The sequence below is a fragment of the Ruegeria sp. SCP11 genome, from assembly GCF_040329455.1.
Taxonomy (GTDB): Bacteria; Pseudomonadota; Alphaproteobacteria; order Rhodobacterales; family Rhodobacteraceae; genus Ruegeria; species Ruegeria atlantica_E.
The window spans coordinates 1-22,118 of record NZ_JBDZYG010000001.1; the positions used below are offsets into that span (position 1 = coordinate 1).

19 protein-coding genes are annotated in these 22,118 nt (G+C 58.9%); 11 read left to right on the forward strand and 8 right to left on the reverse strand.

What is annotated here, in order from left to right; genetic code table 11:
- A partial coding sequence (gene glyA / locus ABLN94_RS00005) for a serine hydroxymethyltransferase (RefSeq protein ID WP_352987998.1) occupies positions 1–768 on the reverse strand: 768 nt, incomplete at its 3' end.
- Between the two features lie 167 nt (positions 769–935).
- On the opposite strand from glyA, the gene ABLN94_RS00010 reads away from it, so the two are divergent.
- Positions 936–1,697, forward strand: coding sequence for an NAD kinase (locus tag ABLN94_RS00010; protein WP_170490385.1), 762 nt, complete (start codon positions 936–938; stop codon positions 1,695–1,697).
- 256 nt (positions 1,698–1,953) lie between these two features.
- Here the strand turns inward: ABLN94_RS00010 and ABLN94_RS00015 are convergent, their stop codons facing one another.
- From ABLN94_RS00015 to ABLN94_RS00025, 3 genes are all read right to left on the reverse strand, one after another.
- On the reverse strand, positions 1,954–3,393 hold the full coding sequence (locus ABLN94_RS00015) for an amidase family protein (RefSeq protein ID WP_352988000.1): 1,440 nt from the start codon (positions 3,391–3,393) through the stop codon (positions 1,954–1,956).
- A gap of 95 nt (positions 3,394–3,488) precedes the next feature.
- Positions 3,489–5,378, reverse strand: coding sequence for a propionate-CoA ligase PrpE (gene prpE, locus ABLN94_RS00020; protein ID WP_352988001.1), 1,890 nt, complete (start codon positions 5,376–5,378; stop codon positions 3,489–3,491).
- Between the two features lie 264 nt (positions 5,379–5,642).
- The gene (locus tag ABLN94_RS00025; RefSeq protein WP_352988002.1) at positions 5,643–7,916 is read right to left on the reverse strand and encodes an NADP-dependent malic enzyme; all 2,274 of its coding nucleotides are present in this window, start codon (positions 7,914–7,916) and stop codon (positions 5,643–5,645) included.
- Positions 7,917–8,100: 184 nt separating this feature from the next.
- Here ABLN94_RS00025 and ABLN94_RS00030 point away from each other — a divergent pair, with 184 nt between their 5' ends.
- The 7 genes from ABLN94_RS00030 to upp all read left to right on the forward strand — a co-directional run bounded on the left by ABLN94_RS00030 (position 8,101) and on the right by upp (position 14,479).
- The gene (locus ABLN94_RS00030) at positions 8,101–8,799 is read left to right on the forward strand and encodes a hypothetical protein (protein WP_352988004.1); all 699 of its coding nucleotides are present in this window, start codon (positions 8,101–8,103) and stop codon (positions 8,797–8,799) included.
- Positions 8,768–9,865, forward strand: coding sequence for a cupin domain-containing protein (locus ABLN94_RS00035; protein ID WP_352988006.1), 1,098 nt, complete (start codon positions 8,768–8,770; stop codon positions 9,863–9,865). The genes ABLN94_RS00030 and ABLN94_RS00035 overlap by 32 nt, the downstream gene beginning before the upstream one ends.
- A gap of 89 nt (positions 9,866–9,954) precedes the next feature.
- Positions 9,955–10,347 carry a cytidine deaminase gene (locus ABLN94_RS00040; protein WP_170490401.1) on the forward strand — a complete coding sequence of 131 codons (393 nt, stop codon included), beginning with the start codon at positions 9,955–9,957 and terminating at the stop codon, positions 10,345–10,347.
- Positions 10,348–10,351: 4 nt separating this feature from the next.
- Positions 10,352–11,659 (forward strand): thymidine phosphorylase, encoded by a 1,308-nt coding sequence (locus ABLN94_RS00045; protein ID WP_352988966.1) that lies wholly within the window; start codon positions 10,352–10,354, stop codon positions 11,657–11,659.
- On the forward strand, positions 11,656–12,867 hold the full coding sequence (locus tag ABLN94_RS00050; RefSeq protein ID WP_352988008.1) for a phosphopentomutase: 1,212 nt from the start codon (positions 11,656–11,658) through the stop codon (positions 12,865–12,867). Before ABLN94_RS00045 ends, ABLN94_RS00050 begins: the two co-directional genes overlap by 4 nt.
- Positions 12,864–13,850 carry an adenosine deaminase gene (locus tag ABLN94_RS00055; RefSeq protein WP_352988010.1) on the forward strand — a complete coding sequence of 329 codons (987 nt, stop codon included), beginning with the start codon at positions 12,864–12,866 and terminating at the stop codon, positions 13,848–13,850. Before ABLN94_RS00050 ends, ABLN94_RS00055 begins: the two co-directional genes overlap by 4 nt.
- A complete protein-coding gene (gene upp / locus ABLN94_RS00060) occupies positions 13,847–14,479 on the forward strand; it encodes a uracil phosphoribosyltransferase (protein WP_352988012.1) in 633 nt (210 codons plus the stop codon). Before ABLN94_RS00055 ends, upp begins: the two co-directional genes overlap by 4 nt.
- A gap of 1 nt (position 14,480) precedes the next feature.
- Here the strand turns inward: upp and ABLN94_RS00065 are convergent, their stop codons facing one another.
- On the reverse strand, positions 14,481–15,497 hold the full coding sequence (locus tag ABLN94_RS00065; protein WP_352988014.1) for a hypothetical protein: 1,017 nt from the start codon (positions 15,495–15,497) through the stop codon (positions 14,481–14,483).
- Between the two features lie 148 nt (positions 15,498–15,645).
- Between ABLN94_RS00065 and ABLN94_RS00070 the strand changes: the two genes are divergently transcribed.
- The 3 genes from ABLN94_RS00070 to ABLN94_RS00080 all read left to right on the forward strand — a co-directional run bounded on the left by ABLN94_RS00070 (position 15,646) and on the right by ABLN94_RS00080 (position 18,150).
- Positions 15,646–16,572, forward strand: coding sequence for a DMT family transporter (locus ABLN94_RS00070; protein ID WP_352988016.1), 927 nt, complete (start codon positions 15,646–15,648; stop codon positions 16,570–16,572).
- Positions 16,569–17,225 carry a sulfotransferase family 2 domain-containing protein gene (locus ABLN94_RS00075; protein ID WP_352988018.1) on the forward strand — a complete coding sequence of 219 codons (657 nt, stop codon included), beginning with the start codon at positions 16,569–16,571 and terminating at the stop codon, positions 17,223–17,225. Before ABLN94_RS00070 ends, ABLN94_RS00075 begins: the two co-directional genes overlap by 4 nt.
- A gap of 247 nt (positions 17,226–17,472) precedes the next feature.
- Positions 17,473–18,150 carry a Hint domain-containing protein gene (locus tag ABLN94_RS00080; protein WP_352988020.1) on the forward strand — a complete coding sequence of 226 codons (678 nt, stop codon included), beginning with the start codon at positions 17,473–17,475 and terminating at the stop codon, positions 18,148–18,150.
- 66 nt (positions 18,151–18,216) lie between these two features.
- Here the strand turns inward: ABLN94_RS00080 and ABLN94_RS00085 are convergent, their stop codons facing one another.
- Genes ABLN94_RS00085 through ABLN94_RS00095 form a run of 3 tightly spaced genes read right to left on the reverse strand, consistent with a single transcriptional unit; the run spans position 18,217 to position 22,110 of the window.
- A complete protein-coding gene (locus ABLN94_RS00085; protein ID WP_352988022.1) occupies positions 18,217–20,418 on the reverse strand; it encodes a 3-hydroxyacyl-CoA dehydrogenase NAD-binding domain-containing protein in 2,202 nt (733 codons plus the stop codon).
- Entirely contained in the window at positions 20,411–20,899 is a 489-nt protein-coding gene (locus ABLN94_RS00090) for a cupin domain-containing protein (RefSeq protein ID WP_352988024.1), read from the reverse strand. Before ABLN94_RS00090 ends, ABLN94_RS00085 begins: the two co-directional genes overlap by 8 nt.
- Positions 20,899–22,110 carry an acetyl-CoA C-acetyltransferase gene (locus ABLN94_RS00095; RefSeq protein WP_352988026.1) on the reverse strand — a complete coding sequence of 404 codons (1,212 nt, stop codon included), beginning with the start codon at positions 22,108–22,110 and terminating at the stop codon, positions 20,899–20,901. Before ABLN94_RS00095 ends, ABLN94_RS00090 begins: the two co-directional genes overlap by 1 nt.
- Between the last annotated feature and the right edge of the window lie 8 nt (positions 22,111–22,118).

A 22,118-nucleotide genomic window follows, 5' to 3' on the forward strand; every position in this document is an offset into this window, starting at 1 on the left:
CTTGGCGATCGCTTCGTCATTGGTCAGGATCATGCCGCCGCGCGGGCCGCGCAGGGTCTTGTGGGTGGTGGTGGTCGCAACGTGGGCGTGCGGGAAGGGGCTGGGGTGCTCACCTGCCGCAACCAGACCGGCAAAGTGGGCCATGTCCACGTGAAGGTAGGCGCCAACCATGTCAGCAATCTCGCGCATGCGGGCGAAGTCGATCTGGCGCGGGATGGCCGACCCACCGGCGATGATCAGCTTGGGCTGGTGCTCTTTCGCCAGCGCCTCGACCTGATCGTAGTCCAGCATGTTGTCTTCCTTGCGGACGCCGTACTGCACCGCGTGGAACCACTTGCCCGACTGGTTCGGGCGCGCGCCGTGGGTCAGGTGACCGCCAGCATCGAGGCTCATGCCCAGAATGGTGTCACCGGGCTGGATCAGCGCCTGGAACACACCCTGGTTGGCCTGCGAACCCGAGTTGGGCTGGACGTTGGCGAACTCACAACCGAACAGCTGCTTGGCGCGGTCGATGGCGAGGTTTTCGGCGATGTCGACGAACTGGCAGCCGCCATAGTAGCGACGACCGGGATAGCCCTCGGCGTATTTGTTGGTCATCACCGAGCCCTGCGCCTCCATCACGGCGGCAGAGACGATGTTCTCGGACGCGATCAATTCGATCTCGTCGCGCTGGCGGCCTAGCTCGGAGGTGATCGAGCCAAAAAGCTCAGGATCACGCTCGGCGAGGGACTGGGTGAAAAAACCGGTATCACGAAGATTGGCGTTCATGGGGGCTCCAAACGGCTGGGGATTATCTCGCGGATTTCCTATCGGAAACGGTATATATGCAAAAGCTGTAAAGCGACGATTTGGCCCGCTGTGGCGTCAACTCTGGCCTATTGGGGAAAGGTATGTTTGTTTCGGAACCAAATGTGTAGCACCGGAAACCGGAAAAGATGAAAAAGAGAATCGCCTTTCTCGCTAGTGACGCCAAAGTGGCGCAAACCGCGCGGGACAGCCTTGTGAAACGGCATGGCAATGCAGCGCCCCGGGACGCAGATGTGGTGGTCGCCTTAGGCGGAGACGGCTTCATGTTGCACACGCTGCACAATATGCAGCACCTTGATACGCCGGTTTATGGAATGAACTGCGGCACCATCGGCTTCTTGATGAACGAGTTTCACGAAGCTGACCTGATGGAGCGTCTGGCTGCAGCCGAGGAAGAGGTAATTAATCCTCTGGCCATGCAGGCGATGGATCAGTCCGGCAAATTACACGAAGCACTGGCGATTAACGAAGTGTCACTGTTGCGGGCAGGCCCGCAAGCTGCGCGGCTGAAGATCAGCGTCGATGGGCGGGTGCGGATGGCCGAGCTTGTCTGTGATGGAGCCCTGCTGTCTACGCCTGCAGGATCGACGGCCTATAACTACTCGGCGCATGGGCCCATTCTACCTATCGGGTCGGATGTACTGGCTCTGACCGCGATTGCCGCGTTCCGCCCGCGCAGATGGCGAGGGGCATTGTTGCCCAAAATCGCGAAAGTACGTTTCGATGTACTGGACGCGGATAAACGCCCGGTCATGGCGGATGCAGATTCCGTTTCCTTTCCTGATATAGATTGGGTTGAAATCCGATCCGAGCCATCGATTCAACATCGCATTCTCTTCGACCCCGGTCATGGTCTGGAAGAGCGTCTGATCTCGGAACAGTTCACTTGATGTCTTAAAATTGAACCTTTTTTTGGTTTGTGTGATCCAGTTCACAGGTGGATCGTTTATCCTTTGTTATTCTGAACTTGCCCGGAGAACACGCCAAAGGTGGGAGTGAGTGGCCACCAAACGGCGTTTTCGAACGACTGCGCAGTTTTCGCGCCGGCGAGGGTAGGTGGTGCTACGCTCGTTGTCAGATTTCCGGGTTTATTTAAGCAAGCGGACCCCGGGCACAAAAACCCGGGGTCTATTTCTGTGACGCGCCTTATCCGGCCGCACCCATTTTGTCCCAAAGCGACAAGCACATTTGACCCACACGCGCCTCTATCGAAGCGGCGGCGTCCACGGCTAAGTCCTCGCGCCAGCGCCGCGCCGCAATCTGGACATTGATTGGTTGCGACCCCTGGGGCAGGTCGGCCAGACGCGCAGGTACGCAGGCGGCGGGTAGGCCCAGAAAGTTCATCGCATAGGAATAGACTGCGCATCCCAAAACCTCATGCACACCTTCGGCACCTTCGGTGTCTCGGTTTGGCTTGAAGAAGGGTTGCGGCAGGAAAGGGGAGAGAACCAGCGGGTAACCTTCCAAAAACAGCGACCATTCGCGCGCATAGTGGGTGCGTTTGGCTAGCATACGAACCAGTTCGGTTCCGGTGATAGGCGGAAATTCCTGAAAATAGACGTCAAAGATTTCACGAATGGTCTGGGAACCCGCAGCTTCGATATCGCCTTTCAACAAGGTCAGAACCTCGCCCATCAGTGTGCGGTATCCAGTCCGGCCACAGTCGAACACGTCCGGAGGTGAGACCTCTTCCACCCGGTAACCCGCGTCGATCAGTGCATCGCGGGCTGTGTCCAGTGCCTTTTCGACCTCGGGATGCAGGGCGTAGCCAAAAGTTTCTTTGGTAAATGCGACCTTGATGGGGCCGTCCAAGGGCTCACCGTGCCAGGGCATCGGGACATGGAACGGATCGCGCGGGTCTGCGGCGATCAGGCTAGGCATCGACAGGTGAAGATCGGCGGCAGAGCGTGTGATCAAGCCCTGCACCGACATGGATTGCGCCAGAAGCCCTCTCTCGGACTGTTGACTGGGGTTCCACGCTGGCACGCGGCCGAGGCCCGGTTTCACAGTAACCGCCCCGTTCGCAGCGGCCGGAAACCGCAGGCTGCCGCCGATGTCATTGCCATGCGCCAGCGCGCCGATCCCGGCCATCACTGCCGCTCCCGCACCGCCTGACGACCCGCCGGGCGAGATATGCCGCCCCCACGGGTTGTGTGTGCGGCCATGCAGAGGGTTGTCCGTGTCAGCGCGGAACGAGAACTCGGGCGTGTTGGTACGCCCGAACACCACAGCTCCGGCATTTTTCAGGTTGCGGACAAACGGCGCATCGTCGGGTGCGATCACGTCTTTCAAAGCCACAACTCCGTTCGATGTGGCGTGACCCTTTTGATCCACGTTGATCTTGATCGTCACCGGCACCCCGTGCAGTGGCCCGACCGGTCCCCCCTGGGCCCTGGTCCGATCAAGGGCGCGTGCACGGTCCAATGCCTCTGCACTCAGGTCTTCAACTACCGCGTTCAGGTCAGGGTTGACCTGTTTCATCCGATCAATGGAGCTTTGAACCGCGTCCTCGGCGCTCAGGTCTCCGCTTCGGGTCAGGGTGGTCAGGTCGGTGGCGCTCAGACGCCAGATGTCGGATTGTGTCATGGGGCCTCACTGTCTTGGTCAGACAGTAGGGGCCTTGGGTCCGGTTGCAAGCGAAAGCCGGAGGGGCGGGCGACCGATGGCCGCCCACAAACCTTTTACTGCGCAAACCCGATGGATTTCAGGGCGACGGCGATTTCGTCCAGAATTGCTGGATCGTCGATAGTTGCGGGCATCTTGTAGTCTTTGCTGTCCGCAATCGACACCATCGTCCCGCGCAGGATCTTGCCTGACCGGGTCTTAGGTAGGCGATCCACGACAACGGCCTGTTTAAAGGCCGCTACCGGGCCGATTTTTTCGCGCACTAGCTTGACGACATCCTGCACGACCTCGCCATGGTCGCGGTCACAGCCCGCGTTTAGGCACAGGAACCCAACTGGCATCTGACCTTTGAGCTGATCCGACACGCCGATCACAGCGCATTCGGCAACGTCGGGGTGGGCGGCCAAAACCTCTTCCATCCCACCGGTCGACAGGCGGTGGCCCGCGACGTTGATCACGTCATCGGTGCGTGCCATGATGTAGAGATAACCATCCTCATCAATCATCCCTGCATCTCCGGTTTCATAATACCCGGGGAACTGGTTGAGGTACGAGCTTTTGAACCGCTCCTCGGCGTTCCAAAGCGTCGGCAGTGTGCCGGGTGGCAGAGGCAGCTTCACCGCAATAGCGCCCAGCTCACCGGGTGCCACGGGATGACCACCTTCATCCAGGATTTGTACGTCATAACCTGGCATTGGCATTGCCGGAGAGCCCAGTTTGACTGGCAGCTCCTCGATCCCCAGCGGGTTGCCCGCGATGGCCCAACCTGTTTCCGTCTGCCACCAGTGGTCGATCACCGGCACTTTTAGCGCGTCCTGCGCCCAGATGATCGTGTCCGGGTCGGCCCGTTCACCCGCGAGGAACAAGGCGCGCAGGTGGGACAGGTCGTATTTCCCGATCATCTCGCCGGCCGGATCCTCGCGTTTGACGGCGCGGATGGCGGTTGGGGCGGTGAAAAAGCTCTTTACTTTATGCTCAGATATCACGCGCCAGAACGTGCCCGCGTCTGGGGTGCCGACCGGCTTGCCTTCGAACACGATGGTTGTGTTGCCGTGGATCAGCGGGGCATAGCAGATATAGGAGTGCCCAACGACCCAGCCCACATCCGACGCTGCCCAGAACACATCGCCTGGATCAACATTATAGATGTTCTTCATTGTCCAGTTCAGCGCAACCAGATGACCTGCAGTGGGCCGCACGACGCCTTTGGGCGCACCGGTGGTGCCTGAGGTATAGAGAATATAGGCCGGATCATTGCCGTCGACCGGAACGCATTCCGCCGGCTCAACACCGTACTGGAACCCGTGCCAGTTATAGTCACGTCCTTCGACCAGCTGCGCCACTTCCTGTTCGCGCTGGAAGATCACGCAGAAATCGGGTTTGTGACTGGCCAACTCGATGGCACCGTCCAGCAAGGGTTTGTAGTGGACTACACGGCCCGGTTCCATCCCGCACGAGGCAGCGATGATTGCTTTGGGTTTGGCGTCATCGATCCGAACGGCCAATTCGTTGCTGGCAAAGCCGCCGAACACAACCGAATGCACCGCGCCAAGGCGTGCGCAGGCCAGCATCGCCTCAAGCGCTTCGGGGATCATTGGCATGTAGATGATGACCCGGTCGCCTTTTTCGACGCCCTTGGCCCTCAGCGCTCCGGCCAGAGTGGCCACGCGGTTGCGCAGCTCGACATAGGAAATCTCACGCTTGGTGTGTGTAATCGGACTATCATAGATGATCGCCGTCTGCTCACCCCGGCCGTTTTCGACGTGCCGGTCGACTGCGTTCCAGCAGGTGTTGACCTTGGCATCGCAGAACCATTCATAGAGCGGCGCGTTGTCGTCATACAGCGCTTTGGACGGGGGGCGAACCCAATCAATCCCTTTCGCGGCCTCCATCCAGAATCCCTCTGGATCGGATTTCCAGCCCTCGTAAACGTCGCGATAAGCCAAGATGGTCTCCTCCTAAAACTCCTTGTGAAGTGTGTAAGGCCGCCCGGGGGGCGCAAACAAGCAAGGGTAATGACGAAGCGTCACTTTATCGCAAAGTATTTGCAGAATCGCCCAAAATGAGCTGCAAATTTTTGCAAACTGTTTTTATGAAGCAAACTTACAGCCGAAAATCTTTAGTTTTTGCAAATTAGCAAATTTTTGGGTGCAAAGAATCACATTCGTGATGTGCTCAGGCACCCAAGCAGGCACCTGAGCGGTTTTCGGTCAGCCGTAATGCGCGACCGGTGTTCCGGCAATGGCGGCCATGTTCAGCAACCCACGTGCGGTGATTGAGGGCGTCACGATATGAGCCTTGTTACCCATCCCCATCAGGATTGGCCCGACCTCAAGCCCGTCGGCTTTCATCTTCAGAATATTGCGTACACCGCTGGCCGCGTCTGCGTGGGCGAAGATCAGCACGTTGGCCGGGCCTTCCAGTCGAGAGTTCGGGAAAATCCGCGACCGCAATTCCGGATCCAGTGCCAGATCGAGGTTCATCTCACCTTCATAGGTGAAGTCGCGCGGTTCGGAATCGAGGATTTCCAAAGCGGCGCGCAGCCGTTTTCCCGACCCCTCTGTCTGGTTGCCGAATTGAGACTGCGAACAGAAAGCGATCTTGGGCTCGATCCCGAACCGGCGCACGTGGCGGGCGGCTCCGAGCGTAGATTCAGCCAGTTCCTCAGGTGTCGGCAATTGCCGTACATGCGTGTCGGCAATGAACAGAGGGCCGTCTTCCAGGATCATCAAAGACAGCGCGCCATGTGGACGTAAGTCGCCATCGGCCAAGACCTGTTGCGCGTAATTCAAGTGCCAGCGGTATTCGCCGAACGTGCCACAGATCATGCTATCAGCTTCGCCCCGGTGTACCATGATGGCGGCAATCGCGGTGTTGTTCGTGCGCATGATGGCCTTGGCCAGATCAGGGGTGACACCGCGGCGCTGCATGATTTCGTGATACGAGTTCCAATAGTCGTAGTATCGCGGGTCGTCTTGCGGGTTCACGATCTGGAAGTCTTGACCGGGACGAACAGTTAATCCGAGCCGCTCGCATCGGGCGCTAATCACGTCCGGTCGCCCGATGAGAATGGGGGTTTCGGTTGTTTCTTCGAGAATGGCCTGAGCTGCGCGCAGTACCCGTTCATCCTCGCCCTCGGCAAACACAATCCGGCGCGAGGCGGCTGCAGCGGCTTCGAAGACAGGGCGCATAAGCAGCGCGGATTTGAACACAGTTTGGTTCAGACGCTCTTTATAAGCCTCGATATCTTCTATCGGACGCTTGGCTACACCGCTATCCATCGCAGCCTTTGCAACGGACGACGAAACGACCCCCACTAGGCGGGGATCAAACGGTTTCGGGATCAGATAGTCCGGCCCGAAGGTCAGCTGCTCCCCTTTGTAAGCTGCGGCGGCCTCGGCGCTTGTGGTGGCACGTGCCATCTCGGCGATGCCTTCCACGCAGGCGATCTGCATTTCATCGTTGATTTCGGTCGCACCCACATCCAAGGCGCCCCGGAAAATAAACGGAAAGCAAAGAACGTTGTTGACCTGATTGGGGAAGTCGCTGCGCCCTGTGGCGATTATCGCGTCCGGAGCAACCTCGCGCGCAGCTTGAGGCAGGATTTCCGGTGTCGGGTTGGCCAGTGCGAAGATGATCGGCTGCTTGGCCATTTTCTTGACCATCTCGGGTTTCAAAACGTTGGGTCCGCTGAGGCCAAGGAACAGGTCTGCCTCGCCAATCACCTCATCCAGCGTGCGCAGGTCGGACTTCTGAGCGAACTGATCTTTGTGCGGATTCATGTCTTCGGCCCGGCCTTCGTAGACCAGTCCGTGAATATCGCACAGCCAGATGTTCTCGCGTTTGACGCCCAGTTTGACCAACATGCTGAGGCAGGCGATCCCCGCGGCTCCGCCGCCGGTCGAGACGACTTTGATGTCCTCGAACTTTTTGCCGACAACATGCAGCGCGTTCTTGGCTGCTGCGCCAACCACGATGGCTGTTCCGTGCTGGTCATCGTGGAAAACGGGGATATTCATCCGTTCGCGGCACAGCTTTTCCACAATAAAGCAATCGGGGGCCTTGATGTCTTCCAGGTTGATGGCGCCGAAGGTTGGTTCAAGTGCGCAAACGATATCGGCCAGCTTTTCCGGGTCGGGCTGGTCGACTTCTATGTCAAAACAGTCGATGCCTGCGAATTTCTTGAACAGAACCGCCTTGCCTTCCATCACCGGTTTCGAGGCCAGCGCGCCGATATTGCCCAGCCCCAGAACCGCTGTTCCGTTTGAGACAACTGCAACAAGGTTTCCACGCGCCGTGTACTGTTCGGCGTTGGCCGGGTCAGCTTTGATCTCAAGGCTGGCTTCGGCGACGCCGGGGGAATACGCTCGGGCCAGATCGCGCCCGTTTGCCATCGGTTTTGTCGCCTTGATCTCAAGCTTTCCGGGCTTTGGATGGGCGTGATAGTCAAGCGCGGCCTGCCGCAGGCTGGGTGTATCCGACATCGCTGTTTCAGCTCCCTTCTGAAATTTGATTTAGCCTTAAACTATTTTTTTCAGCTTGGCTACGTTGCGCCACTTGAGAACTAAAATACGGCCATTTTGTCGCTGCGGTTGATTTCCGTCACAAAAGACTTACATTCTCGCAACCTTCACACTCACTCACTTTCCCCGCATCGAGAAGATCGGCATGAGCTATAAAGAAGATTTTGAGGTGGGCGCTGCCCTCCCTCTGAATTCTGGTGGTTTTGGAACCGACCGGTTTGCTTTCCGCGCGGCCATTTTTTTGGCCGCTATGGTATTGTGCGCCATCTGGGTGTGGCCGATGCAGGCAGCAGTGTTCAATCAAGAGGGTGGCCTGATCGAGACTGGATCAGCAGTGGCGCTATTGGGCTCGGGATTGGCGGCGTTCTACAGGTATCCAGGAATCAGCCGGTTGTATATCGGCGTGGTCTTGTTGTTGCTGGCGGAACGGGAGCTTGAGGCCGATATTTACGCTGTGGATAGCGTGGCATACGCTGTTTTGAGTGGGCTGGATGATCTGCTGGACATGACAATTGTTCGCGTGGTGCTGGCGGTTGTCGTGCTTGGCGGTTTCGTTTTGCATGGGGTGCCGAGCGCCTGGCGCGCGCTGAAAGCACGCGCGCCTTTCCTTTTGGTGTTCTTTCTGGCCGGAATGTCGGCTGTTGTGGCGCAGGGGTTGGAAGAGGTCAGCAGCGCGTTTGGCGCGGATATGTCGGATATCATGGTGACCCGTCTGTTCGTGCTGGAAGAAACGCTTGAGATGTTCTTTTCGATTGGCATTTTGGCCGCCGTTCTGATCGGATGGCCGAAAACCAAGGCTGAAGAGATATCAAATGAGCAAACCGCACGCCCGGATATGCGCTGAAATCCGCCTGCCTACGCAGGAACTACGCAACGACATTCCGTTCTACACCAAGGTTCTGGGTATGCGGATGGATATGATCTATCCCGCCGATGATCCGCGCGTTGCCGTGTTCTCGGGTCATGGGCTTCGTGTTCGGATTGAAAAGGATGCTCCTGAATCCCCCGGAACACTGCGCATCCTGACTGACAAACCCGACGATTTCGCAGATGGCCAGCGCTCCCTTGTGGCACCCAATGGCACGCGGGTCGAAATCGACGAGTTGAACCCACCTCTGGTGATGCCCGATACGGTGCATTCGTTCGTAGTGCGCAGGCTCAAGGATCAGGCGCCGTGGATTATCGGACGGGCCGGGATGCATTATCGCGATCTGGTGCCGGATCGCTTGGGCGGGTCGATCATTGCCAGCCATATCCGTATTCCCGACGGCGGCCCGGTGCCCGACATGGTGCATTTTCACAAGGTCGGGTTTCAGCTGATCTTCTGCATCCACGGCTGGGTCGACGTGGTCTATGAAGATCAGGGCGACAAGATGCGACTGACTGCCGGTGATTGCTTTATTCAGCCGCCGGAAATCCGCCACCGCGTGCTTGAAGCCTCGGACAATGTGCAGGTAATCGAGATCGGCGTTCCTGCCGAACATGTCACCGAGATTGATCACGGCATGGAACTGCCTACGCCTCATTACCACCCTGAACGGGAATGGCAGGGTCAGCGGTTCGTTTTCAATCAGGCCGAAGGCGCCGAGTGGCAGCCGTTCCGCCTGCCAGGCTATATCTGCCGCGACACGACCATTGCCGAGAACACCAAAGGCGTCGCCGGGGTGCAGGTTGTGCGCAAAGGGCAGGGCGATCCGGTCTGGGCGACCCATGATACGGATATCCACTTTACCTTTGTCATGAACGGAGAAGTCACGCTGGAAGGCGAAGGCCGCGATCCTTATCGGTTGGAACAGGGCGACGCTTTCGTGATCCCACCTGGTATGCGCACTCGGCTGGCTGATCCGTCTAGGGACGTGGAACTGCTTGAGGTCACTCTGCCGGGTACGTTCAATACGACATTGGGCTAAGGAATCTCGCGCCCGGGGCTTCAACTCCCCGGGCGATTTCATTTAGGGTATGACTTTCTGACCAGATGATCAAAAATTGGGGAATCGCTATGACTTTGAAAGACGCAGCACTGTCTGTCCGGGAAAAAGCTTACGCGCCCTATTCCAATTTCAAGGTCGGCGCGGCGGTCCGGTCGGCCTCAGGCGAGGTTTTTTCGGGCTGCAACGTCGAAAACGTAGCCTATCCGGAAGGCACCTGCGCCGAGGCCGGAGCTATCGCCACTATGGTCGCTGCGGGCGAGCAGGCCCTCACTGAAGTTTATGTGGTCGCGTCCTCTCCGCAACCGGTGCCGCCCTGCGGCGGATGCCGTCAAAAGCTGGCCGAGTTTGGCAAGCGTGACGTAAAGGTGACGCTGGCGACGGTCGACGGGGCTGAGTTTGAAACCACCATCGGCGATCTTCTGCCGGGCGCGTTCGACGCGTCGCATATGGAGGATGTCTGAGCACATGGATGCCCGCTCGATTATCGCAAAGCTGCGCCGGGGCATGGTGCCGACTGGTGAAGAACTGACCTGGTTCGCGCAAGGTCTGGCCGATGGCGGCGTCAGTGACGCTCAGGCCGGGGCTTTCGCCATGGCTGTCTGCATGGGTGGGCTGGGCGCACAAGGGCGTGCCGATCTGACCGTGGCGATGCGCGACAGCGGCGATGTACTCAGCTGGGATTTTGATGGCCCGGTGATTGACAAACACTCGACCGGAGGGGTGGGAGATAGCGTCTCGCTGGTATTGGCGCCCGCGTTGGCCGAACTGGGTGCTTACGTCCCGATGATCTCGGGCCGAGGATTGGGCCATACTGGCGGAACCCTGGACAAGTTGGAAGCCATTCCAGGCGTCAGCACTCAGATCGGGCAGGAGCGTCTGGCCCAGATCCTGCGCGACACCGGAGCGGCCATCGTCGGTGCAACCGGGCAGATTGCACCTGCAGACAAGCGGCTCTATGCAATCCGGGATGTGACTGCGACGGTGGAAAGCCTGGATCTGATAACCGCGTCGATCTTGTCCAAGAAGCTTGCGGCCAGCCCCGAAGCGTTGGTTCTGGACGTTAAGGTCGGCTCTGGCGCCTTCATGAAAACGCTGGACGATGCGCGCAAGCTGGCGCAGGCGCTGACGGAAACGGCGAATGCGGCGGGGTGCCGAACCTCGGCGGTGATCACCGATATGCACCAACCTTTGGCCCCGGCGTTGGGTAACGCGCTGGAAGTAGCTGAAGTGATGAAAGTTCTGACCGAAGCGTATTATGCGCCCTTGGCTGAAATCTCGGCGGAACTGGGCGGGGTTCTGCTGGCCGATGCTGGTATGTTCACCACCGCAGATGAGGGGCGCGATAAAATTACGGACGTCATCCGCGACGGTCGCGCCGCCGAACGGTTCGGTCGAATGATGGCTGCGGTTGGCGGGCCTTTGCAATTTGTCGACAATTGGTCTCGCTACCTGCCCGAATCCAGCGTGATCCTTGAGGTTCCTTCTGCGACCAGCGGCTATGTCACCGCAATAGATGGTGAAGCACTGGGGCTAGCCGTTGTGGCGCTGGGCGGGGGGCGGCAGGTCGAGGATGACGTGATCGACCCGGCTGTCGGCCTGTCGGGCATCGTTCGGCTTGGTGACAAAGTTGACAAGGGTGCGCCCTTGGCGGTGGTTCATGCGGCCCGCGAAGATGCCGCACGCAGGGCTGCGGATGCGGTTTTGAAGGCGATCACAATTGGTGCCGACACGCCGACAACGCCGACACTTGTCCATGAAAGGATAACGTCGTGACTCGTGCGTTTTTTGTGGTGATGGATTCTGTCGGCATCGGCGGCGCACCGGATGCGGACCGATTTTTCAACGGCGAGGTTCCCGATATCGGAGCAAACACGCTGGCCCACATCGCGCAAGCCTGTGCCGAAGGGCGCGCCGAGGATGGGCGGTCAGGTCCGCTGTACCTACCCAATCTTGATGCGCTGGGGTTGGGGGCGGCGACGCGGTTGGCCTCGGGCGTGGATACGCCGGGTTTGCAGGCCGAACCAACCGGCCTGTGGGGTTGCGCGCGGGAGCATTCGCCGGGCAAGGATACGCCATCGGGCCATTGGGAACTGGCCGGTCTGCCGGTGCCTTGGGACTGGCACTATTTCCCGGACACCACGCCGTCCTTCCCGGCCGAACTAAGCCGTGCCGCCGCCGAGGCCGCTGGAACCGAGGGCATATTGGGCGATTGCCATGCCTCGGGTACCGCCATCATTGCGGAACTGGGGGCCGAGCATATGCGAACCGGCTGGCCGATCTGCTACACTTCGGCCGACAGCGTGTTCCAGATCGCCGCGCATGAGGAGAGTTTTGGTCTCGACCGCCTGCTGGACATGTGCAAGACGCTGGCGCCGCGCCTGCATGAAATGAAGGTGGGTCGGGTCATCGCGCGACCGTTCGTTGGCTCTGTTGAAGAAGGCTTCACCCGTACCACCAACCGCAAGGACTTTGCCATTCTGCCACCCGCGCCGGTTCTGACCAATTGGGCGCAGGATGCCGGGCGCCGCGTGCATGCGGTGGGCAAGATCGGCGACATCTTTTCGATGCAGGGGATCGACACGCTGCGTAAGGGCTCGGATACCGAGTTGATGGGCCATCTGTCCGATCTGGTCGATGAGGCCGAAGAGGGTAGCCTGACCTTCGCCAACTTCGTTGAGTTCGACAGCCTCTACGGCCACCGCCGCGATATCAGCGGCTATGCCCGCGCTTTGGAATGGTTTGATCGTGAGATCGGCGCGGTCCTGTCGCGCTTGCGCCCCGGCGACCTGATGCTGCTGACCGCCGACCACGGCAATGACCCAAGCTGGATCGGCACAGACCACACGCGCGAGCAGGTGCCTGTGCTGATTGCGGGACAGGGCGCTGGGGATATTGGTGCCGTGAACTTCGCCGACATCGCCGCCAGCATCGCCCACCACCTGAACATTCCAGCGCAAGGACCGGGGAAGAGTTTCCTATGACCGTCGCAGACCTGCCTAAGATCGAGTTGCACCTGCACCACGAAGGCGCGGCCCCGCCCGCGTTCATCCGCCAGCTAGCCCATGAAAAGCGCATTGACCTGAGCGGTGTTTTCAAGCCTGACGGCAGCTATGATTTCCGCGATTTTGCGCATTTCCTGAGCGTCTACGAAGCCGCCTGCGAAGTGCTGAAAACGCCCGAGGATTTCCGCCGCCTGACCTTGGCGATCCTTGAAGAAAGCGCGGCGAATGGTGTCGTCTATTCCGAGACCTTCCTCAGCCCAGACTTCTGCGGTGGTGGTGACTTGCACGCCTGGCGCGATTACCTGAACGCCATCCAGGACGCCGCCGATGAGGCTGAGCGCAAATTTGATATCACCCTGCGCGGTGTCGTCACTTGTGTCCGCCATTTCGGGCCGGAACAGGCGAAAATCAGCGCCCATTGCGCGGCGGAAACAGCTGGAGATTGGATCACAGGCTTCGGCATGGGCGGCAACGAATCCGTGGGCACTCAGGGTGACTACCAATGGGCCTTCGATTGCGCGCGTGAAGCCGGATTGCGGCTGACCACCCATGCAGGCGAGTTCGGTGGCCCTGAAAGTGTACGGGACGCCGTGCGCAGCCTGGGCGTGGAGCGCATTGGCCACGGGGTGCGCGCCATCGAAGACCCCGATCTGGTCCACGAACTGGTCGACCGCGAGATCACACTTGAGGTCTGCCCCGGTTCCAACGTGGTTTTGGGCCTGTTTCCCGGTTTCAACGCGCACCCGATTGCGAAATTGCGCGATGCGGGCGTCAAAGTCACCGTTTCTACCGATGACCCGCCGTTTTTCCATACCACTATGCGGCGCGAATATGAGATGCTGAGCAAAGCCTTCGGCTGGGAGGCCGAGGATTTCGCCGCCCTCAATGACACGGCCCTTGCGGCTGCCTTTTGCGATGAAGACACCCGTGCGCGGGTCAAGAAAAGACTGGAGAGATCATGAGCGAACACCTTACCGTCGTTGACCACCCGTTGGTGCAGCACAAACTGACGCTCATGCGGGATAAGGGCACCTCGACCGCTGTCTTCCGCCAGTTGCTGCGTGAGATCACCCTGTTGCTGGCCTATGAAGTCACGCGCGAGTTGAAGCTGACCACCCGCCATATCGAAACCCCGATGGAAGAGATGGACGCTCCAATTCTGGCGGGCAAGAAACTGGCGTTGGTTTCGATCCTGCGGGCCGGGAATGGGATGCTAGATGGAGTGTTGGAACTGATCCCATCGGCGCGTGTCGGGTTTGTCGGATTGTACCGCAATGAAGAGACGCTGAAGCCGGTGCAGTACTACTTCAAGGCACCTGAAGGGTTGAAGGATCGTCTGGTCATCGCCGTTGACCCGATGCTGGCCACGGGCAACAGCTCGGCCGCGGCGATTGATCTGCTGAAAGAGGCGGGTGCTACCGATATCCGTTTCCTCTGCCTGTTGGCCGCGCCCGAGGGTGTGGAACGTATGAAAGAGGCGCATCCCGACGTGAAAATTGTCACCGCGGCGCTGGATCGTGAGCTGAATTCCAAAGGCTACATCATGCCCGGCCTTGGTGATGCGGGCGACCGGATGTTCGGTACGAAGTAAGCTATTCGCCGCAAATGTTTTGCAGCCGGACCCAATCGCGGTCCGGTAGAACTTGTTGCAGAGGGCGACCCGCCATCGGGTCGGCCTCAATCAGGCCCAGAACCGTCTCACCAGTGACATCCATCGCATACGCATAAGGTGTCGATGGCAATGCAGCCTGCGCGAAGACTTCCAGTAGATCATCCTCTGGCAGCGATGGACGTGGTTCCGACAGAACCTGCTCAGTGTAGGTGTCTATATTCCCAGGCGTCAGCTCGCCGGTCGTCAGCAAGCGGAATGCGGTTGCAGGCCCGGTTCGATCCAGCAAGTCGTCCAGCGGATCCTGCGCCTCAACCCTCGCGCGCTCAGCGATGATGTAACCGGCGGCAACCGAGGGATCTTCGTGATCTTCGACTAGAGCTCGATTGAGCAGAATGATCCCGCCCGGCAGGCTGAGGCTGGTTTGGACACCAGCAGGCAGAATGACAATTTTCTGAACGCCGGTGCGTGCGGCCAGTTGATCCAAAGCAGCCTGCGCCCCTTCGGCGTTGCAAGCTCGGCCTGAGACCCGCTCGATCCGCTGCAAAATAGTATCTCCGATATCCTTGCGTTTGATATCTGGAACAACGGATACAACGTGGCTCTGCAATGCCACCGGCAACCACAAAAGCAACAGCGCAGCCACAGCGGCCGCAACCCCTGCGACGCTAAACCAACGCAACCGTCCGGGATGGGGGCGCGCACGGTCGATGGCGCGTTGCAGCCGGTCAATGGCCTCGATCACGGTGGTTTCGGATTCGGCGAGTTCCAGTGTTTCGTCGGGGTCTCCGTCGGGATTGAAAATAGCCGGAAAACTGCCAGGATTCTGGCGCTCTAGCGCGGCCAGCGACCAATGGGTCAAAGCCTGTTCGTTGAAATCCGAAATCGTCAGCGTGGCTTCACCAATCGACACCACTACCTCACGCCGTTGCGCATCGGGCGAGGGGCGCCACAGACCGGTGGCTTCGATCCGTTGGTACTGTTTAAAAGCCGTCTTCAAGGTGATGGTTGCTCGTAATTATTTTGCCATAGCTTAGCATGGTAATTTCGAAAGGCGCAAACCTGTTGCGCGTCGTTTCAAAAATGTGCTGGATATCACGAAGCGCGGAAACTCAGTCTGGCGCATCACTTGGAAATCAGGGCGCAGAATGCAGGCGGATACTCAGACCTCACCGATATTGGCCTCGGTGCTGATGGTCAGCGCAATGGCGATCATCGGCGTGATCGACAATGTGGTTACGTTGCTGGCCGATACGATCGGCTTGTGGCAATTCCATCTCAGCCGCTCGGTTTTGATGTTTCCGCTGATCGTCGGCCTGTCGCTGCTGGGTATGGGCAGTATGCGTCCACGACGGTTGGGGCCGGTCATTTTGCGCAGCGTGCTGATAACGCTGGCGATGCTGTTCTACTTTGCTTCTTTGGCTTTGATGCCAATTGCACAGGCGCTGGCGGGGCTGTTTACGTCACCGATCTTCGTATTGCTGATCTCAGCCTTTGCGATGGGGCAAAGAATTGGTCCCTGGCGTATTCTGGCGGTTGTGATCGGCTTTGCGGGAATTCTGTGTGTGCTGCAGCCCAAACCCTATGAGTTCGACACTCAGACGTTGCTGCCCATTGCGGGTGGCTTTTTCTACGCGCTCAGCGCCATCATCACGCGCAGCCATTGTGCGCAAGAAAGCACGGTGGCCTTGCTGGCGGCGAATATTGCGATGCTGGGTTTGGCTGGGGCAATCGGGTTGGCCGTGCTCTCGTTCGTACCTCATTCCTTGCCAGACGGGTTCGTAACACGCGGCATTGTGTGGGACATGCGGCCCGCGCTGATATGGATCGTTGTGCAGGCGGTCGGGTCTACAATTGCTGTTTTCATGCTGATCAAGTCCTATCAGATCGGTGAAACATCCTATGTGGCGGTGTTCGAGTATTCGGTGATGATCTTTGGTCCGCTGTTCGCCTGGGTGGCACTGGGGCAGACGATCAGTGTCATGCAGATCGCCGGGATCGGACTGATTGCAGCGGCAGGGGCTCTGTTGGGCTGGCGATCACGCCGCGCTGCTGCGCTGGAGGAGGAAGCGTGATCATTTCACGCGGGCGTCGCTATGTGTTCGTCCATATCCCGAAGACGGGCGGCACGTCGCTGGCGCAGGCGTTGGAAGAACGGGCGATGAAGGATGACATACTGATAGGAGATACACCGAAAGCCAAAAGACGCCGCAAGCGGGTCAAGGCGCTGACAGGCAGGGGACGATTGTGGAAGCACTCCACGCTGGCAGATATCGACGGTGTTCTATCGGTTGAGGAATTACAGAACCTGACCACGTTTACACTGGTCCGTAATCCTTGGGACCGGGCCGTCAGCTATTACCACTGGCTGCGCGTACAGGGATTTGATCACCCCGCGGTTTCGTTGGCCAAGTCCTTAACGTTCGACGATTTTGTTTTGCATCCGGACACAACGCGGTCTTTTCAAGACAATCCAGCGCGCCACTATATGACCCGTGCAGATGGGACTGAGCAGTGCCAGTTCTACATTCGGCTAGAGCATTTCGATCAGGACGCAGCGCCCTTGTTCGACCATCTTGGGTTCAGCGTGAGGTTACCTCGCCTCAATAGGTCCGAACGTCTTGACGACTTTCGTAGGTATTACTCAGATCAGACGGCCCAGGCGGTCGGCGATGCTTGCGCCGAAGACATCCACAGATTCGCTTATACCTTTGATTTCGGAAATTAATTATAGTTTCCAGAGTGGGGCTAATCTTGTTCTAAAGGTCATTTTTGTTGTGATTTGTTCTCTTTTTGGGCCTTAGGTGGCCTAAATTTGTCCGCAATATGTCAAAAATAAGCCGCAACTATTAATCCTGTGTTAACTTTTCTTCCCAGTTGTTGAGTGTGAAGAGTGGGTTTGGTTCTTGTTGAAAGTTGAGAGTGTTTTTGAGTTTTCCGAGCATCCTGAGTATCGGGACGGCCCGGATCAGCAGATGGCCTTGAACGCCCGCCGAGGGGGTTTGGTTCATGGAACCAAGGTTTCCACAAGGGGGGGGTGGAAACCGGTAGAACAGCTTCAGGCCGGAGATCTCATTAGAACGTTGGATAGCGGTTTCAAAGCGGTTAGCCGCATTGCGACGGATACTATCGCGGTCGAGCCCGGCGAAACCAAGGCTGAGAACATGCCGGTTCGCGTGCCAGCACATGCGGCGTTCAACGTACGCCCCGTCTGGCTGATGCCCGAACAGGGCGTGGCGTTGGATAACACCAAACTGGCTCAGGATCCGATTAAGCTACCGGTCAGCTTGCCTGTTGTATCAGCACGGTTGCTGTGTGGCGCGTTCCGCATCATCTCGGATGTGCCAGCCTCTTGCTTCAACATCAGCACCCTTTTCTTTGATCAGGATGAGGTAATCTACATCGAAGGTGGTTTTCGCGCGTTTTGCCCCTCGGGCCGTTTCGGGGCGGGCAGTTCGTCGTACGAGGTGGTCGAGGCGGAGACGGCTTCGAATTTGGTAAATCTAACAGCCCGGGGTGCTGACATTGGTGTACTGGCCAACTCGCTGGGGTCGCTGCCTGCGCCAGTATTTGATCATCCCATCGTTCCGACAAGACCGGCGAGGGGCGCGCGTCGCCCGGGGCGGCCGGGTCGACCCGTGATGATGATTTGATCGGGAAACTAGAACTTAAATAGTAAGGCAACGCTGGCGCATGGGGGCATGCGCCAGCGTTTTTCTTTAAGCGGCTTTTGCTTCGGGGTTGAAGCGGCCGTAGAAGCTCTGACCCTTTTCGGCCATCTCACGCAGCAGCGACGGGCAGGCGAAGCGCTCACCATAGGTCTCGGCCAGCTGGTCACAGCGCTCGGCTGCGTAAGGCGTGCCGACGATGTCCAGCCAGCTGAGCGGACCACCGGACCACGGCGCAAAGCCCCAGCCCAGGATTGCGCCGACATCGCCTTCGCGGATATCTTCCAGAACGCCTTCTTCCAGCGCGCGCACCGCTTCCAGAACCTGCGCGAACATCAGGCGTTCCTGTACTTCGATCAGATCAGGCTGGTCCTCGGCGTGCGGGTATTTCTCCTGCAGACCTTTCCAGTATTCGACGCGCTTGCCCTTCTCGTCATAGTCGAAGAAGCCCGCGTTTGCCTTGCGACCCAGACGGCCCTGTTCTTCCATCCAGAAGATAAGATCGTCCGAGGGGCTTTCGGGATAGGCATCGCCCATTGCCGCCTTGGTTGCGCGGGCAATCTTGGCACCCAGATCAATCGAGGTCTCATCGGTCAACTGGATCGGACCCACCGGGAAGCCCAGTTGACGTGCGGCGTTGTCGATCAGTACGGGGTTCACGCCCTCAGCAATCATCCGGACACCTTCGTTGATGTATGGGATGATGCAACGGTTGGCGTAGAAGAAGCGCGCATCGTTGACCACGATCGGCGTCTTCCGGATCTGGCGCACATAGTCCAGCGCCTTGGCAACTGCACGGTCCCCGGTTTCCTTGCCCTTGATGATCTCGACCAGGAACATCTTCTCAACCGGTGAGAAGAAGTGGATGCCGATGAACTGTTCGGGCCGCACCGAGGCCTTCGCCAGATCGGTGATCGGCAGGGTCGAGGTGTTCGAGGCAAAGATGCAATCCTCGGGGATGATTGCCTCGACCTTCTTGGTCATCTCAGCCTTGACGCCTGGGTCTTCGAACACGGCCTCGATGATCAGATCACAGCCTTTCAGATGCTCCAGATCGGGGGTCGCGTTGATACGGGCCAGCAGGGCCTCTTTCTTCTCGGCCGTGGCTTTGCCGCGCTTGATGCCCTTGTCCATACAGCTTTCGGAATAGGCCTTGCCCTTGTCGGCGGCAGCCTGATCACGGTCGACTAGAACAACCTCCATCCCGGCCTGCGCCGAGACCAGAGCGATACCGGCGCCCATCATGCCAGCGCCCAGAACGCCGACCTTTTTCACGCGCTGATCGGCCACATCTTTGGGGCGAACCGCGCCTTTCTCCAACGCTTCCTTGTTCAGGAACAGCGACCGGATCATGGCCGACGACGACGGGTTCATCAGGACGTTGGTGAACCAACGCGCCTCGATTTTCAGGGCGGTGTCGAAGTCGACCAGCGCACCCTCGTAGATCGAGCTCAGCAGAGCCTTAGCCGCCGGGAAGGCGCCTTGGGTCTTGCCGTTCACCATCGCGTTGGCGCCGACGAAGGTCATGAAGCCAGCAGGGTGGTAGGGTGCGCCTCCGGGCATCTTGTAGCCCTTCGCGTCCCAAGGCTTGACCAGATCAGCGTCCTTGGCGTTCAGAACCCATTCCTTGGCTGCTGCGACCGGATCGTCCGAAACATCGTCGATCAGCTGTGCGCCTTTGGCTTTCTTCGGGTCCATCATCTTGCCTTCCAGCAGGACCGGAGCAGCCGCCATCGCACCAACCATACGGCTATAGCGCATGGTGCCGCCGCCGCCGGGGAAGATGCCCAGCAGAATCTCGGGCAGGCCGATCTTGGCTTTGGCGTTAGAGGTCATGACGCGGTGATGACAGGCCAGAGCGATTTCGGTCCCGATCCCGGCGCAGGTTCCGTTGATGGCACAGGCGATTGGTTTGCCGCCCTTCTTGGTCTTGGGATCCATGCCCGCCAGTTCCATCTTGCGCAGGATGTGGTGGCCGCCCATGACGAAGTCGAACAGCGCCTGTGCCGGTTCATCACCGGCCTCCTGACGGATGGTGGCCAGCGTGTTCAGGTCCATGCCACCCGCGAAGGAGCCTTCCTTACCGCTTGTGATCACGACGCCTTTGATCTCATCATCATTCAGGGCCTGATCGATCAGCTGGCTGACCTCCTGAAAGGCCTCGCGGGTCAGGACGTTCATGGATTTGCCCTGGGCGTCCCAGGTAACAAAGGCGACGCCGTCCGCGTCTTTGCTCAGAGTGAAATCAGTCATTGTCATCTCCAATCTGGTCAGCCGTCAGCGGGCTGCCGTCCTTGCGGGTGAAGGAGAATCCGTTCTCATCATCCTTCACCATCATGTCTATGTCGCTGTAATAGCCGGTCTCGGTCGGGGTCCGTGTGCCCACCACCAGAAAAGTCGCGGGCGCATCGGTTTTGTTCACAAGGTGATGGCCGTTCGCCTCACCCGCAGGCCAAGCGGCGCAGTCGCCGGGCAGCATCTCATGCTCTCCATCGTCGTCGATCAGCACGCATTTGCCGCTGAGGATGATGGCAAACTCGTCCTGCTCCATATGGTAATGGCGCAGCGACGACATGCCCTTTGGTTCAAGCCGCACGATATTGGCCCCGTATTGGGTCAGCCCACCCGTATCGCCCACACGCTGCACGAAACGACCGGCGGTCGCCTCGGCCAGCTTGCCGGGATAGGACGAGCCTCCCTTGAAAGGGATCTGAGAGAGATCCAGCTTGGGCATCAGACACGCTCAATAATGGTTGCTGCACCCATGCCGGACGCGATGCAGAGAGTCGCCAGACCGGTTTCCTTGTCCTGACGCTCCAGCTCATCCAACAGCGTGCCGATAATCATCGCGCCGGTTGCTCCAAGCGGGTGACCCATCGCGATCGAGCCGCCGTTGACGTTTACCAGCGCCGGGTCCACATCGAACGCCTGCTGGAAACGCAGCACGACCGATGCGAAGGCTTCGTTCACTTCAAACAGGTCTAGATCGCTGATCTTCATGCCGTTGTCGGCAAGGATCTTCTCGGTCACGGGAACCGGGCCGGTCAGCATAATGGTCGGGTCGGTACCGATTTTGGCGGTTGCCTTGATGCGGGCGCGCGGCTTGAGGCCGTATTTCTCGCCAAATTCCTTGTTGCCGATTAGAACAGCCGCCGCACCGTCCACGATGCCCGAGCTGTTGCCCGCGTGGTGGATGTGGTTGATCCGCTCAAGATGCGGGTATTTCAGCATCGCGACCTTGTCGAAGCCCGGCATCTGCTCACCCATCATCGCAAAGGACGGGTTCAGCGACCCAAGGCTCTGCATGTCGGTGCCGGGGCGCATGTATTCGTCGCGGTCCAGAATGGTCAGGCCATTCTGATCCTTGATGGTGATGACCGATTTTTCGAACCGGTTGTCTTCCCATGCCTCTGCCGCGCGTCTCTGCGATTCCACCGCCAGCGCGTCAGCGTCGTCACGGCTGAAGCCATACTCGGTGGCGATGATGTCCGCCGAGATGCCCTGCGGCACGAAATAGGTGTCCATCGCCAGCGTCGGATCGACGGCAATTGCCGCCCCGTCGCTGCCCATCGCCACACGACCCATCATCTCGACACCGCCTGCGATATAGGCTTCACCCGCGCCGCCTTTGACCTGGTTTGCCGCCAGGTTCACGGCTTCCATGCCCGAGGCGCAGAAGCGGTTGATGGCCAGACCGGGGATCGACTGATCCAGGTCCGAAGCCAGTACAGCCGAACGTGCCAGACAGCCGCCTTGCTCCATCACCTGCGTGACGTTGCCCCAGATCACATCCTCAACGGCGTGGCCTTCCAGATTGTTACGCTCTTTCATCGCGTTCAGCGTCAGGGCTGACAGACGCACCGAGGTCACCTCGTGCAGGCTGCCATCCTTGCGCCCTTTGCCGCGCGGAGTTCGCAGGGCGTCATAGATATAAGCTTCGGTCATAGGTCTTC

Excerpts from the sequence above, each read along its gene's own strand:
- ABLN94_RS00010 (WP_170490385.1), top strand. The coding sequence starts at position 936 with ATGAAAAAGAGAATCGCCTTTCTCGCTAGTGACGCCAAAGTGGCGCAA.
- ABLN94_RS00015 (WP_352988000.1), bottom strand. The coding sequence starts at position 3,393 with ATGACACAATCCGACATCTGGCGTCTGAGCGCCACCGACCTGACCACC.
- ABLN94_RS00025 (WP_352988002.1), bottom strand. The coding sequence starts at position 7,916 with ATGTCGGATACACCCAGCCTGCGGCAGGCCGCGCTTGACTATCACGCC.
- ABLN94_RS00030 (WP_352988004.1), top strand. The coding sequence starts at position 8,101 with ATGAGCTATAAAGAAGATTTTGAGGTGGGCGCTGCCCTCCCTCTGAAT.
- ABLN94_RS00035 (WP_352988006.1), top strand. The coding sequence starts at position 8,768 with ATGAGCAAACCGCACGCCCGGATATGCGCTGAAATCCGCCTGCCTACG.
- ABLN94_RS00040 (WP_170490401.1), top strand. The coding sequence starts at position 9,955 with ATGACTTTGAAAGACGCAGCACTGTCTGTCCGGGAAAAAGCTTACGCG.
- ABLN94_RS00045 (WP_352988966.1), top strand. The coding sequence starts at position 10,352 with ATGGATGCCCGCTCGATTATCGCAAAGCTGCGCCGGGGCATGGTGCCG.
- ABLN94_RS00055 (WP_352988010.1), top strand. The coding sequence starts at position 12,864 with ATGACCGTCGCAGACCTGCCTAAGATCGAGTTGCACCTGCACCACGAA.
- upp (WP_352988012.1), top strand. The coding sequence starts at position 13,847 with ATGAGCGAACACCTTACCGTCGTTGACCACCCGTTGGTGCAGCACAAA.
- ABLN94_RS00070 (WP_352988016.1), top strand. The coding sequence starts at position 15,646 with ATGCAGGCGGATACTCAGACCTCACCGATATTGGCCTCGGTGCTGATG.
- ABLN94_RS00080 (WP_352988020.1), top strand. The coding sequence starts at position 17,473 with ATGGCCTTGAACGCCCGCCGAGGGGGTTTGGTTCATGGAACCAAGGTT.
- ABLN94_RS00085 (WP_352988022.1), bottom strand. The coding sequence starts at position 20,418 with ATGACTGATTTCACTCTGAGCAAAGACGCGGACGGCGTCGCCTTTGTT.
- ABLN94_RS00090 (WP_352988024.1), bottom strand. The coding sequence starts at position 20,899 with ATGCCCAAGCTGGATCTCTCTCAGATCCCTTTCAAGGGAGGCTCGTCC.
- ABLN94_RS00095 (WP_352988026.1), bottom strand. The coding sequence starts at position 22,110 with ATGACCGAAGCTTATATCTATGACGCCCTGCGAACTCCGCGCGGCAAA.